Raw genomic sequence first — 13910 nt, forward strand, 5'->3', positions numbered from 1 at the left:
ATGAGAGCCCGCAACCGGAGCGAGAAGCGATGACCAAGGCGACCCGTAACGCTTTCAAGACCAGCCGTGGCCATGCCTCCTCGCTGGCCATCGGCGCCATGCTCGGCGGCGCGATCACCGCAGGGCTCCTGACCGCAGGCTTTGCCAAGTCGGCCTTCGACGCAGAGACCTTCCGCCAGCTCGACCTCTTCGGTGAGGCCTTCGAGACCGTGCACCGCAACTATGTGGAAGAGCCTGACGACAAGGACCTGATGGAAGGCGCCATCGACGGCATGCTCGGCAGCCTGGATCCGCATTCGAGCTACCTGCCGCCCCGCGACCTCACCCGGATGCAGGAGCAGACCCGTGGTGAGTTTGGCGGCCTCGGCATCCAGATCACCCAAGAGCGCGAAGGCGTCGGCCGTGGCCTTGTGAAGGTCATCTCGCCGATCGACGACACGCCTGCTGCGCGCGCTGGCATCGAGCCCGGCGACCTGATCTTCGAAATCGACGGCGAGAGCATCTTTGGCAAATCCCTCGACGAGGCGATGACCCTGATGAAGGGCGAACCCGGCACCAAGGTGACCATCCGTGTGGCCCGCGAAGGTGTCTCCGAGCCGCTGACGTTCGAGCTCACCCGCGCCATCATCGAAGTGAACCCCGTCCGTGCACGTCTCGAACGCGACCGCTTCGCTTACGTTCGCCTCGCAAGCTTCACGGCGAAGACCGAAAGCAAGATGCTCGAGGCCCTCAAGGATCTCGAGAAAGAAGCAGGCGGCATCGACGGCGTCGTCCTTGACCTGCGCTCGAACCCCGGCGGTCTCCTCGATCAGGCTGTTGCCGTGTCCGACGCTTTTCTTGACGGCGGCGAGATCGTCTCGACCCGCGGCCGTCGCCAGAAGGATTCGATGCGCGAGCTCGGCAAGAAAGGCGATGTCCTGAACGGCAAGCCGATCATCGTGCTCGTCAATGGCGGCTCCGCCTCGGCTTCCGAGATCGTCGCCGGCGCTCTTCAGGACAGGAACCGCGGCCTGGTCCTCGGTACAAAGACGTTCGGCAAGGGCTCGGTCCAGACGATCCTGCCGCTCAACCGAGGTGACAGCGGCGCACTTCGTCTGACCACGGCGCGTTACTACACGCCGTCAGGCCGCTCGATTCAGGCGATGGGCATTGTCCCCGACATCGTCATGCCGATCACCCGTCCGGGTCAGGAAGAGCCTTCCAAGCGTCGTTCCGAAGCCGACCTCGATGGCGCGCTCGACGTCAACGAAGCTGAGGAAGAAGCAACGACCTCCACGAGCGACAGCTCCAGCGTCCAGGAAATCCTGATGGAAGGTCAGGAAGCCCTGCGCGAGAAAGAGCGCGAAGAGGAAAACGCCACCGCGCTCTTTATCGAGCCAGTCGAGTGCCCGACCGAGGAAGACTGCCAGCTTGAAAAGGCCCTGGACCTCCTCGCTGACCGTTCCGAGTTCGGTCAGCTCCTCGCCGATGCCGGCGCCATTCAGCGCTAAGGTGGACGGACGAATTCCGCGGCGGGCCATCCTCGCCGCGGGCTTTGCAGGACAAGCGGTAGAGCTGTCTGCCCCGCGGGACATCTTCTCCTGCAGGTATGAAGACTTGCGTCATGTCGATGTCTGCGGTGTTCTCAGGGAAGCTGAAGGTGCGCTCGAAGATGGCGAAACGCTGGCCGGGTTCCTGAGCTACGAATGCGCCATGGCGGTCGAGCCGGGACTTGACCTACCGGCACCTCCGCTCGACCTTCCAGCAGCATGGTTTGCAACATTCCGTAAGCAGAGCGGTTGGTCAGAGGATGGCCCACAGCCTAACCCTCCGGGAGCCGCGATCGACCATGGCGACAGCGCGGCACTCTACGCAGCAAAGGCCGAAGACGTCCGCAGGCGGATCGGTGCTGGGGATGTCTTTCAGGTCAATGTCAGCCACCTGCAAAGCGCTCGCTATGAAGCGACAGGCGGCGATCTCATCGACTCGCTACCGTGGGAGAAGGCCATATCTGCCCGCTTCGGAGCGCTCTTCGACCTTGGCGAATGGGCGGTCCTCAGCGCTTCTCCCGAACTCTTTCTCTCAGTTGAGCGGCGGACGATCGTCAGTGAGCCCATCAAAGGCACACGCCCTCGCGGCCTGACCCAAGCCGAAGACGAAGCGCTTGCCCGGGAGCTCGAAGCTGACCCCAAAGACCGCGCCGAGAACATCATGATCGCGGACCTGATGCGCAACGACCTGGCCAAGGTCTGCCGCGATGGATCGATCCGCGAGCCCGTCATCTGCGGGCTGAGGACCTTGCCTGCCGTCCACCACCTCTACTCCCGTATCGAAGGTAAACTCCGCGAAGGCCAGCTCTTCGCCGACGCCCTGCGCACTGCGTTTCCTTGCGGCTCGGTGACCGGAGCGCCGAAGCTTGCAGCGATGGACGCGATCGCCGGGATCGAGGGGGAAGGGCGCGGGCCCTATTGCGGCACTGTGTTCGCCATCACCAAAGACCGCGCGGTCGCCAGTGTCGCCATCCGCACAGCTGCCATCGACCTCGCAGCAGGACGCGTCGATGTGCGCTCAGGGGGAGGGGTGACCATCCTCTCCGATCCGCAGGCAGAGTATCAGGAAGCGCTCGACAAGGGCTATCTCTTCCGTCTGCTGACGGAGGGCGCATGATCCTCGTCATCGACAATTACGACAGTTTCGTGGAGACCCTTGCGCGCTACGTTCGCGAGGCGGGGCACGAGACTGAAGTCGTGCGCAATGACCGCATGGCGGTCGAAGCCATCGCTCAGGAGATGAAGCCCGGTGCGGTCATCCTCTCGCCGGGCCCCTACGCCCCCGACCGCGCAGGCGTCTCCCGCGAGTTGCCCCAAGCCTTGCCCGAGACGCCAATCCTCGGCGTCTGCCTCGGCCATCTCGCCATTGCGGAAGCCTATGGTGGCAAGACCGTCCGTGCACGCATTCCCATGCATGGCCGCGCGTCGGGCATCCGCCACGAAGGCGATGCGCTTTTCAAAGACGTGCCATGCCCCTTCGAGGCCGGTCGCTACCACGCCCTTGTCGCCGCGATCAGGGGCACGGAGCTCGTTCCCACCGCATGGTCCGATGACGGAGAGCTGATGGCTTTCCGCCACCCCGACCGGCCCCATGTCGGCGTGCAGTTCCATCCGGAGTCGCTTCTGACCCCCGAAGGCCGGACCATCCTCGGCAATTTCCTTCAGGGGGCGGAGCAGTGATCCCACTTGATGACCGCGGCTTTTTCCTAGGCGACGGCTTCTTCGATACGATGCGGGTCGAGGAGGGCAGGCGGCTGCTTGATGACCTGCACTTGGAGAGGCTTCTCCGCACCGCGAGCCATCTCGGACTTCCGCTTGTGGAAGACGCTATCCTCACCCACTGGGATCAGGTGGCAGCCGATCACCCCGGCGCAACCGGCAGCCTCCGCACCACCGTGACCGCGGGCTCCGCCCCGCGGGGGCTCCTGAGGCCTGAAAAGCCTGAACCCCGCATTATCACCACCTTCGCAGCCGCTGGTCCCCGAGCACCGAAGACGATCCGTGTGAAGATTGCGACTGTCCGCAAGAACGAGCAGGGCGCGGCTCCCAATGCCAAGACCCTCGGCTATCTCGACAACATCATGGCCCGCCGCGAGGCAGACCCCTCAGTCTACGGAGATGCCATCATGCTCAACACGAAGGGTGAGGCCTGCTCCACGACCATGGCCAACCTCTATTTCTTCGACGGCGAGCGCTGGCGCACCCCGCCGCTCAGCTCAGGCCCGATGGCCGGGGTCATCCGCCGCGTGCTGATCGAGGGCGGAGCCGCGACCGACGACCGCCCGATCAGCGCCGAGGAGCTCACCTCGGGGCCCCTCGCGAGGACCAACAGCCTCGTCGGCGCTGAACCTCTCCACCTCGATGGCGGCGCGGAACCCGATCCCGCGGCGATCCAAATCTTGACGGATGCCCTCGGCGAGGCCGAGAGCAGGAGCTGATGCAAAGCTTCTCGTTCTCCAAGGACCAGCTGGTCACGATCCTCACCGCCATGATCGCGGATGAGCTCGCGCGTCGTCACCAGCGTTATCTTGAATCCCTCGTCCACTCCGGCTGGGGCGCCGACACCAAGCTCGGCACGGGCGGGGTCGAGATGACCGAGGAGCAGCGCGGCGACTGCGCCGCCCGGGCGCGGGAGTTCTTTGGCCACGACCAGGCCTCCCTGCCGACCGAACCGGACAGCACCATCGGTGACTGGGCCGACGCGCTCCTTGAGATGACCCGGGACGAACTTGTCCAGTTCAGCTTCTATCCCACGACCCAGACCGGCGAAGCGGCCACCAGCCACGCAGCCGACGACATCTTCCAGGATGCAGCAGGCGTCGCCTCGCTCTTGGCGGGACGCAGGCGGACCATCTCGATGGTCCCGCCGCACTCGCTCTTGGGTCTCGTGAGCGTCGTCCTCGCGCCGAACCTACAGCGCATCCCCGTGATCGATGCGCGGACCAAAACGCCGGAGGAGGTCTCGGACCTCCTGACCTTCGGCGACCTCGTCGTCGCGACGCCGACCCTCTGGCGCTACCTCGCAGCGACGCTGCCGGAGATCCCGGGTAATGTCGTTGCGCTCAGCTATGGCGAAGCCCTGACGATGGACCTCGCCCAAAAGCTCCGCCAGCGCGGCCTCGGTGCCCTGCGTGAGCTTTACGGTTCGACGGAGTCGGGCGTCGTCGGCTGGCGCGATAGCCAGTCCGAGCCCTTCACGCTCTTTGACCATTGGGACCGCGATGGCGAAGCCATCGTCAGGCAGCGCCCCGGCGGCCGCTCGCTCAGGCTCATCCCGATGGATGAGGTGGAGTGGGAGGGCAAACGCGCGTTCCGCCTCGGGGAGCGCCGTGACGGAGCCGTCCAAATCGGCGCGGTCAACGTCTTCCCGAGCCAGATCGCGGAGATCATCACCGAGCAACCTGCCGTGCAGAAATGCGAAGTGCGCCTCAGCCGCAGGCCGGGAGCCCTCGACCGCCTGATCGCGGACATCATCGTCATGCCGGGCCTTGAGCCTGACCAGGACCTCGCCTGGTCGATCGATGAATGGTGCCGCGAGCGTCTCAGACCCGCCGAACGGCCACGCATCTACCATTTCGTCCCGGCGTCCGAGGCCTGAACCCTTCCTTAGCCGCAAGCTGGTAGCGTCCCCTGAGCTGCAAGGATGGGGACCATGCCGCGCAAAGGGGTCATGCATTCAAAACCGCGCCACTGGCTGTCGGCTGCCGACTGGGCGCTGCTGGTTGTCTTTCTTGTGACCGCCTGCGCGGTTCTCGCCACGCAGGTTTAACCCGGTTTTTGCCATATTTGCGTAGGTCTTCCGGGCTGAAACGAAGGAAGTGCCGTGCCGCGCCGTCTTGCCATCCTGCTGGTCGACGCCCTTGTGTTTGCGATCATCGCAGGCGTGGTCATGCTTATCTTCCGCCTCGACACACGCACCTCCGAAGCCGCGGAGCCGACAGCGGAGCCAGCCTTCAGCGCCCAAGCACAAACTGATCTCGGCACGCTCCCCCCCGGAACCCTCGCCGTCAGTGCCCGCGTGGTGGCGGAATCGTCGCGTCATCTCATTATGCCAGGCGACACCGTCGATGTGACCCGCAGGGCAGGGGGCGAACCCCTTCTCAAGAATGCCAGCGTCTTGAGGATCGATCCGCCGCTCATGGCGGGCGATGACCGTCTTCACATCACGTTCGCTCTCGAGCCGACCAAGGCCGCGCGCCTCAGGAACCTTCGCGAAGAAGAGCTGCTTTTCGTCCGGCTTGCAGGCGTTCACGTCCCAGAGGCACGCCAAGGCTTCGAGCCGCCACGGCCTGCAGAAGTCATCGTCCTCCGTTTCGAGGATGAACGCTGGGCCCGCCGCCTCACGGCCCAATGACTTGCCGATAGCGCCCGGCGGCTTCTATTCGTGAGGGTCAGTCCTTGCGAAAGAGCCCGATGAGCGCACCCATCCTGTCCGACAGCTCCCGCCTGAAAGAGGCGACCCCGATCTATCTCCTCACCCGGAGCGACCCGCTTCCCGAGGGAGCAGAACGGCCGGCGCAGCTCTCAAACTTTAAGGGTGAGCCGGAGCAGGTCGCGATCTTCGATGGCGGTGTCCTTTTGGGTGCAGGCGACGGTCGCGATCCGATGGTGCTGGGCACTGCGTCAATGAAGCTGCCGTCTGGCGACTACCGGCTGGCACGTAGCCCGGACGGTATGGATCTCGGCGCGGCGGTTCTCGCTTTCGCCCTCGGTGCCTACCGCTTCACCCGCTATCGCGCTGCGCCAGAGGCAGCCAAGCTGATCGTGGATGACCAATCGCTCGCGCAGTCTGCCACGCGCGAAGCTGCGACGGCGGCGTTTGGCCGCGACCTCATCAACACGCCTGCCGAAGAGATGGGCCCTGACAATCTCGAAGCTGCTGCAAGGGCTCTCGCCAAGGAGCACGGCGCGGAGATCAAGGTCCATAAAGGCGACGGCTTCGCCGAGGACTTCCCGCTCATCAACGCTGTCGGCCGCGCCGCCGACATCGAACCGCGCCTCATCGAGCTCAACTGGATGGGCGGCGGCCCGCACAGGCTGGCGCTGGTCGGCAAGGGTGTCTGCTTCGATTCAGGGGGCCTCAACATCAAGCCCGGCAAGTCGATGGGCCTGATGAAGAAGGATATGGGCGGCGCAGCCACCTCGCTCGCGCTGGCCCGCCGGATCATGGAGGAGCGCCTGCCGATCCACCTCCGGCTCCTGATCCCCGCCGTGGAGAACGCCATCTCCGGCAATGCCTTCCGCCCGGGCGATGTCTTTCGCAGCCGCCACGGCCAGACCGTGGAGATCTCCAACACAGACGCAGAAGGCCGACTGATCCTCGCTGACGCGATGACCCTCGCGCTCGAGAGCAAGCCCGATCGCCTCATAACCCTCGCGACCCTCACTGGCGCGGCGCGGGTGGCCCTCGGCCCGGACCTGCCGCCGGTCTATTCGACCGAGCCCGCATTCCAGGACAGGGTGCTCCGTGCAGGGAAGGAGCTTGGCGATCCTCTCTGGCCGATGCCGTTCTGGGACCGCTACAATGGCTACCTCGACAGCGACATTGCCGACGTGAACCACGCAGCTTCGACGCCCTTCGCAGGCTCGATCACCGCGGCATTGTTCCTGAAGCGCTTCGCAGGCCAGGTGCCCTACACCCACATCGACACCTTCGCATGGACCCCTGTGCCTCTGCCGGGTCGGCCGAAGGGCGGTGAGGTCCTGACCATGCGCGCGCTCTTCCGCGCCATGCGGGACGAATTCGCCAGCTAGGAACTTCGCGCTGAGGGCGAAGCGCAATTGGCGCTTTCCCCTCAGGGGCGAACACCTCTAAACAGGTTATTCATAGAGCTTAACACGTTGTTAGCCATTTCAGTGGTGAGACAGCGTGGAGTCTGAGGCGGGCTCGGTTCAGGGACAGGTACGCGCATGAAAGCCGTGATCAAAGCCAGCATCATTGCCATCTTGGCAGCCGTTCTGGTCAGCGTGGCCGTCTTCCTCATGCAGGATGGCAGCGCACGGATCGTTCAGGAGCAAGTGCAGGGCCTTGATCCGAATGTTGCGGTGACCATCGGTTCCATCGCCTTTGCTCTTGGTATGCTGTTCTGGGGACTGAGGGTCTCTGCCGCCAACCAGAACGTGACCCGCGACTGGTCGAAAAGCCTCGCGCGCATGGAAGCCGATCTCGAGAAGACCGACTCGATCCTCGCCAGCCATCCCGGCCTCGTCCTCGTCTGGGCAGAAAGCGAAGACGAGCTGACCGAGGGGTGGGGCTCCCCCCGCGTCCTCGGCGGCCCGGCAGCGCTTGCCAGCCTCATCACCTTCGCCTCGAAGGACCCCGACGCCTTCCGCCGTCCCGCAGAGAGCCTTCTTGATGCGTTCGGCGACCTTCAGCTCACGGAAGACGCTGCGGGCACCCGCACCGCCACCTTGCGCGAAAAGGTCAATCTCCTGCGCTCCGAAGGGCTCAGCTTCTCAGGCACCCTCCGCACCGAAGAGGGCCGCTCCATCGAATGCGATGGTCGTGTTGCTGGTGATCAGGTCACCCTCTGGCTCACCGACCCCGCTGTCCGCCTCGCCGAGGAAACCGGCGTTGTCGGGCAGGCGAGGGACCGCGCATCGGACCTTCACGGCGCCTTCAACCATCTCGACCGCGCGCCGCTCGCAGCATGGCGCCGCTCCCCGGACCTGAAGCTCGAATGGGTCAACCGCGCCTATGTGGAGATGGTCGAAGCCATCAACATGGAAGAGGTGATCGCTGAACAGCGCGAGATCGACCCCGGCTGCGTCAAGGTTGCCGAGAAGGCCAAGACCGAGCACGCCCGCTCGGGCCGTAAGGCTTCCGACGACCTGATCCGCGTCAACATCCGCGGCCAGCGCCGTGTGCTGAGGATCATTGAGCAGCCGATGCACGCTTCGGGCGACCGCGTCTCCATGGCTGGTCTCGCCATCGACGTCACCCGCCAGGACAAGGCACAGGAAGAGCTGCGCCGCCATCAGGAAGCTCACCGGCAGACCATCGACCAGCTCGGCACGGCCGTCGCTGTTTTCTCCGCCAACCAGCAGCTCGAATACTACAACCAGAGCTTCGTCGAGCTCTGGGGCCTGGAGGAGGCTGAACTCCTCCACAAGCCTTCGCATGCGGAAATTCTCGACCGTCTGCGTCACCTCGACAAGCTCCCTGCACAGAGCGATTTCGGCAAGTGGAAACGCGAGCAGCTTGAGATTTACACCGAAGACGACGGCCAGAAGCCTGACGAGACCTGGCACCTGCCTTCAGGCCGGACCCTGCGCATCGCCGCAGGTCGCCATGCCCTCGGCGGTGTCGCGGTGGTGTTTGAGGACATCACCCAGACCGTAGAGCTTCAGACCCTCTACCAGACCCAGATCAAGGTCCAGCGCGCCACCCTCAACAACCTTGCAGAAGGCGTCGTCGTCTTCGGCGCCGATGGCCGCCTCGCGCTCTATAACCAGGCGTTCGAGGAGATGTGGGACCTCTCGGACGACCAGCTCCAGGACGCGCCGCACTTCGACCGTCTGCAGACGGAGTTCATGACGTTCGCTCCGCGTGCGGAAGAAGACTTCAAGGCGATGAAGCGCCGGATCGTCAGCTTCTCGCCCCAGGACCGCCAGACCCATGCGGGCGGCCCCTTCAAGCTCAAGGACGGCCGCTGGATGGGCTACGCGACTTCGCCGCTGCCGGATGGCGCGACGCTGGTCAGCTTCATCGACGTCACCGACAGCCAGGAACGCCAGCGCGAGCTCGAGGTCCGGAACCAGATCCTCGAAGACGCCGACCGCATCAAGACGCGCTTCACCAACCACATCTCCTACCAGCTCCGTGACCCGCTCAACGTCATCAAGGGCTTTGCCGAGGTGCTAGAGAACGAGTTCGCGGGCCCACTGTCGGACCGCCAGAAGGACTATACCGCCGCGATCGTGGCCAGCTCCCTCAAGCTGCTCGACCTCGTCGACGACATTATCGACCTCGCAGCCGTCGACGCAGGCCAGCTCAACCTCGAGATGGAATGGGTGGACGTCCGTGAGCTGATGGAAAACGCCAAGACCTATGCGGCGCTGAAAGCTGAGGACAGCCAGATCAAGCTGATCGTCGACTGCGACAGCGCGATCGGTCAGATCCGCGGCGATGGCCGTCGCCTCAAGCAGGTGATCTTCAACCTCCTCTCCAACGCCTTCCAGTTCACCGAACCCGGCGGCGAAGTCACTCTGGGTGCGGAACGCGAGGGCGAGATGATCCGCCTCTGGGTCTCCGACACGGGCCGCGGCGTGACCGCTGCAGACCAGGCCAAGGTGTTCGAGCGCTACGAGGCCGCAGGTCCGGGCGCCGGGGCAGGGGTCGGCCTCGCGCTGGTCAACAGCTTCGTCAGCCTCCACGGCGGCTTCGTGAAGCTCTCGAGCCGCGAAGACGAGGGCACCACGGTGACCTGCCACCTGCCCATGGAAGGCCTCACCACCCCGGCTCTCGCTGCTGAATAACGCTGATCCCGGACGCTCAGGGCGGTCCGGGAGCCATCATCGAAACCAACGGAGCCGCTGCCCCGCAGCGGCTTTTTATTCTCCCGGGCACCGCGACACACCCGCCCTCAACAGCCGCGCGAACTCCTGCTAGCGTCTCGTCAAAATGCGGCCATCAGAGCCGCCAGAGGAAACGCCATGAAGAAGATCGCCGCGGCTCTCGCCGCCTTCGTCGCCGTGTTTGCAGCCGTGGTGCTGGTCGGCGGCCAGCTCAAAAAACAGGCCACGGTCAGGGAGCTCCGCGCCGTCACCGAACCCGCGCCGTTCCTGATCGAGCGCGACGATTTCGGTGTTCCCTCCATCTACGGTGCCACCGATCCCGCCGTCGCGTTCGGCCTCGCCTATGCCCATGCCGAGGACGACTTCCAGACGCTACAGGAGCGCCTTGCGCCGATCCGCAGCCAGCTCGGCGCGGTCCAAGGCAAGGACGGCGCGGTCCTCGATGTCATCAACAAGATGCTCCAGAGCCAGCGCATCGCCGCCCGCGAGTTCGGCACTCTTACGCCCGAGGCCCAGGCCATGGCGCAGGCGTATGCGGACGGTATCAACAAGTACGCAGGCGAAAACCCCGGCGAGATGCTCCGTCATGAGCTCTTCCCCGTGACCGCCCAGGACATCATCGCAGGCTTCGTCCTTGTGCAGCCTTTCTTCCACAAGTTCGATGACGTCCTGAAGCGCATCAACAACGGCACCATCGAGACAGGCGGCGGCGTGGTTGGCAGCGCAGCCGAAGCGCGCGGTTCCAACGCCTTCGCCGTGGCGCCCAGCCGCATGGCAGACGGCACAACGCTACTGATCTCCAATTCGCACCAGCCATGGACAGGCCCCCTCGCATGGTATGAGGCACGCCTCGCCAGCGGAGAGGGCTGGTCGATGGCCGGGCCACTCTTCCCCGGCGTGCCGTTCATCCTCATGGGGTATAATGAGCATCTCGGCTGGACGAACACGGTCAACATCCCTGATCTCGTGGACGTCTACCGGCTGGAGATGGACGACAGCGGCAAGCGCTACCGGTTCGACGGCGAATGGCGTGATCTCGAAAGCGAGAGCTTCTGGATCAAAGTCCGCTTCGGCCCGGTGCTCGTGCCCATCCGCCAGACGGTCCACCGCTCCGTCCACGGACCGGTCCTGAAAAACGATGACGGTGCCTACGCCATCCGTTATGCCGGCATGGGCGAGATCCAGCATTTCGAACAGTACTACCGCCTCAACCGCGCGAAGAGCTTCGAGGACTGGCAGGAGGCCATGCGGATGCAGGCCATTCCGTCCACGAACTTTGTCTATGCCGACCGCGAAGGCAATATCGCCTATCTCTACAATGCGAAGTTCCCGAAGCGCTCCCCCGATATCGATTGGGAGGGCGTGCTGCCGGGCAATAGCTCTGAGTTTCTCTGGGAAGAATACGAGCCCTTCGAGGCACAGCCCTACTACGTGAACCCGGATAGCGGCTGGCTCGTGAACGCGAACAACACGCCGTTCCTTGCCACCGATGCTGCGAACAATATGCGGCGCGAGGACTTCCCCGTGGTCGGGATCGAGACGATCACCACGAACCGCATCGCAAGGTCGATCGCGCTCATGTCTGCCCATGAAGGGGCGTTCACGGACGAAGATATCGACCGGATCAAGTATGACACGGGCTATGACTTCTCCTCGCCGCTTGGGAAACTGTTCGCCGATCTCGTCGCTGATCCGGCCCTCGCAGGCGTTGATGACGAAGCGCTCAGCCTCCTCAGGACCTGGGACCAGACGCTCGACAATCAGGGTGCAGCTGATGCGCTTGCGGCGCTTGTCGTCTACGACCTCTACCTCGGGATGCGCGGCTGGCACGAGATGCCGAGCCATGAGCATGCCCTGACCGAGGCGGCCAAGCATCTGCGTGAGACCTTCGGCAGGATCGACCCGACGTTCACGGAGCTCTCGCGCCTTCGCCGCGGCGAGCATGACCTGCCGCTGACCGGGGGACCCGACGCGCTGAAGGCGCTTTATTGGGGCTTCGACGAAGATGGCCGTCTCTACGGCCTCAATGGCGATGGCTATATCGGCTACTACAAGTGGGACGAAAACGGCCTCGTCCGTGCCGAGAGCATATATCCCTTGGGCGCTGCGATGACCCGCCCGGACTCACCGCACTATGACGATCAGGCCCCGCTCTTCGCCGAAGAGGCCATGAAGCCTGCCCCGGTCCCTGACTGGAGAAAAGCCGCAGCACTCGCCCAATAAAAAAAGCGCCCCGCGAGGGGCGCTTTTCCGTTCAAGCTTTGCTGGAGATCAGCTGACTGCCCGGATCGGCCTTGGCAAGGCAGGGGCCGTGCGCTCCTTCCGTGCACTGCGCGAGGTCGAGGGCTGGAAGGCTAGTTGCGCGTGATAGGCGCAGTAGGGTTTCCCTCCGCCTGCGGACTGGCCGCAGAAATGGAAGTCTTCCGACGCCGGATCGCCGATCGGCCATTTGCACTGGTCGGTGCCGATAGAGCTGACCGTCAGGCGGTCGCTGCCAAAGTCGCCGATGGGGGGCAGGTCGCGCAGGACGCTGCGCACCGGTGCCCGTCTCTCCCGCTCGGGCGCAGCGGTCGCCACGGCCTCACGCACTTCCGTGGTCACGGTCTTCGGCTTGGCAGGGGCAGCTCTGCCCGACAGGCCAAGGCGATGGACCTTGCCGATGACGGCATTGCGGGTCACCCCGCCCATACGCGCCGCGATCTGGCTGGCCGAGTGGCCTTCCGACCAAAGTTTCTTCAACTCCTCAACACGCTCTTCCGTCCACGCCATCGTTTCCTCCCGGATCAGTTTCGGCCTGGGGGCGAACCCCACATCTGGTGAAGCGTCTGCCTCCGCTCCCATATTTTGTGACTGTTCTAGATCGAAAGCACAAGATAAAGGTTCACTGAGTTATTAACGTCTAGATGTTGATAGCGCGGTTTTTGTCCACAAGGGCGGCTGTATCCTGCTTTCGGACCCTGATAGACCGCGGCTCATCAACCCTTTCGAAGGATGTCTCCTATGGCGCGCGATTCGCACCCCACAGCCAAGGTCGAAGCTCCCGCTTTTGGTGAGCGCAGGTTCGGGCCGGTGAACTGGCTTGGTCTCTGGACGCTCTTCAAGAAGGAAGTGATGCGTTATCTGAAGGTCGCTGCGCAGACTGTCTTTGCGCCGATCATCACCACGATGCTCTACCTCACGGTGTTCCTCGTTGCCTTCGGGGCAGGGCGAGAGACCGAGATGGAAGGCCAGCTGATCGCTTTTGCCGCCTTCCTGCCGCCGGGGCTTATTATGATGGCGGTCCTCTCGAACGCCTTCCAGAACGCATCCTCCAGCCTGATCATCGGCAAGGTGCAGGGCTCGGTGGTCGATGTCCTCATGCCGCCGCTGTCGGCTGCCGAGCTGACCGTGGCCTTTGTCATGGGTGCAGCGGTCAGGGGCCTGATGGTCGGCCTTGTGACCGCCTTCACGATCGGCATCTTCATGGCGCTGACAGGCGGCCCGATCCCGATCCACAACGTAGCAGCGATCCTCTATTTCGCTCTCTGCGCCTCGATCATGCTCGGCGCTATCGGCGCGATCGCGGGCATGTGGGCGGAGAAGTTCGACCAGCTGGCGCTGATCACCAACTTCGTCATCACGCCTTTGACCTTCCTGTCGGGCACGTTCTACTCGGTGAAGCGCGAGGGTATCCCTGCTTGGGTCGCAGACATCTCTGCCTTTAACCCGCTCTTCTATCTGATCGACGGGTTCCGCTACGGCTTTATCGGGGTCAGCGACGCGCCCGTTTCTAGAGGAGCTGTCATCTCTCTGGCCTTGTCAGCGGCGGCCTGCGGGGTCACCTACGTCCTCTTCAAACGCGGATACAAACTGAAAGCCTGACCC

The 13910-nt window shown here is 64.1% G+C and carries 11 protein-coding genes; 10 read left to right on the plus strand and 1 reads right to left on the minus strand.

Features of this window, described 5'->3' with window-relative positions; all coding sequences use genetic code 11:
- Positions 1 to 29: 29 nt before the first annotated feature.
- From HK107_RS09100 to HK107_RS09140, 9 genes are all read left to right on the plus strand, one after another.
- Positions 30 to 1490, plus strand: a complete 1461-nt coding sequence (locus tag HK107_RS09100; RefSeq protein WP_233061450.1) for a S41 family peptidase — start codon at positions 30 to 32, stop codon at positions 1488 to 1490.
- A complete protein-coding gene (locus HK107_RS09105; protein ID WP_173198961.1) occupies positions 1468 to 2646 on the plus strand; it encodes an anthranilate synthase component I family protein in 1179 nt (392 codons plus the stop codon). The genes HK107_RS09100 and HK107_RS09105 overlap by 23 nt, the downstream gene beginning before the upstream one ends.
- On the plus strand, positions 2643 to 3209 hold the full coding sequence (locus HK107_RS09110) for an anthranilate synthase component II (RefSeq protein WP_173198963.1): 567 nt from the start codon (positions 2643 to 2645) through the stop codon (positions 3207 to 3209). The genes HK107_RS09105 and HK107_RS09110 overlap by 4 nt, the downstream gene beginning before the upstream one ends.
- The gene (locus HK107_RS09115) at positions 3206 to 3967 is read left to right on the plus strand and encodes an aminotransferase class IV (protein ID WP_173198966.1); all 762 of its coding nucleotides are present in this window, start codon (positions 3206 to 3208) and stop codon (positions 3965 to 3967) included. Before HK107_RS09110 ends, HK107_RS09115 begins: the two co-directional genes overlap by 4 nt.
- Positions 3967 to 5127, plus strand: a complete 1161-nt coding sequence (locus HK107_RS09120; protein WP_173198968.1) for an acyl-CoA synthetase family protein — start codon at positions 3967 to 3969, stop codon at positions 5125 to 5127. The genes HK107_RS09115 and HK107_RS09120 overlap by 1 nt, the downstream gene beginning before the upstream one ends.
- A gap of 225 nt (positions 5128 to 5352) precedes the next feature.
- Positions 5353 to 5883, plus strand: coding sequence for a hypothetical protein (locus HK107_RS09125; RefSeq protein WP_173198970.1), 531 nt, complete (start codon positions 5353 to 5355; stop codon positions 5881 to 5883).
- A 59-nt stretch (positions 5884 to 5942) separates the two neighbouring features.
- On the plus strand, positions 5943 to 7283 hold the full coding sequence (locus HK107_RS09130; protein WP_173198972.1) for a leucyl aminopeptidase family protein: 1341 nt from the start codon (positions 5943 to 5945) through the stop codon (positions 7281 to 7283).
- 156 nt (positions 7284 to 7439) lie between these two features.
- Positions 7440 to 10007, plus strand: a complete 2568-nt coding sequence (locus HK107_RS09135) for a sensor histidine kinase (RefSeq protein WP_173198974.1) — start codon at positions 7440 to 7442, stop codon at positions 10005 to 10007.
- Between the two features lie 177 nt (positions 10008 to 10184).
- Complete coding sequence (locus tag HK107_RS09140; protein ID WP_173198976.1) at positions 10185 to 12269, plus strand: penicillin acylase family protein; 2085 nt, start codon at positions 10185 to 10187, stop codon at positions 12267 to 12269.
- 48 nt (positions 12270 to 12317) lie between these two features.
- Here the strand turns inward: HK107_RS09140 and HK107_RS09145 are convergent, their stop codons facing one another.
- On the minus strand, positions 12318 to 12815 hold the full coding sequence (locus HK107_RS09145) for a GcrA family cell cycle regulator (protein WP_173198978.1): 498 nt from the start codon (positions 12813 to 12815) through the stop codon (positions 12318 to 12320).
- A 231-nt stretch (positions 12816 to 13046) separates the two neighbouring features.
- Here HK107_RS09145 and HK107_RS09150 point away from each other — a divergent pair, with 231 nt between their 5' ends.
- Positions 13047 to 13907 carry an ABC transporter permease gene (locus HK107_RS09150; RefSeq protein ID WP_173198980.1) on the plus strand — a complete coding sequence of 287 codons (861 nt, stop codon included), beginning with the start codon at positions 13047 to 13049 and terminating at the stop codon, positions 13905 to 13907.
- Positions 13908 to 13910 lie beyond the last annotated feature (3 nt).

Source organism: Parvularcula mediterranea (assembly GCF_013085255.1).
GTDB lineage: Bacteria > Pseudomonadota > Alphaproteobacteria > Caulobacterales > Parvularculaceae > Parvularcula > Parvularcula mediterranea.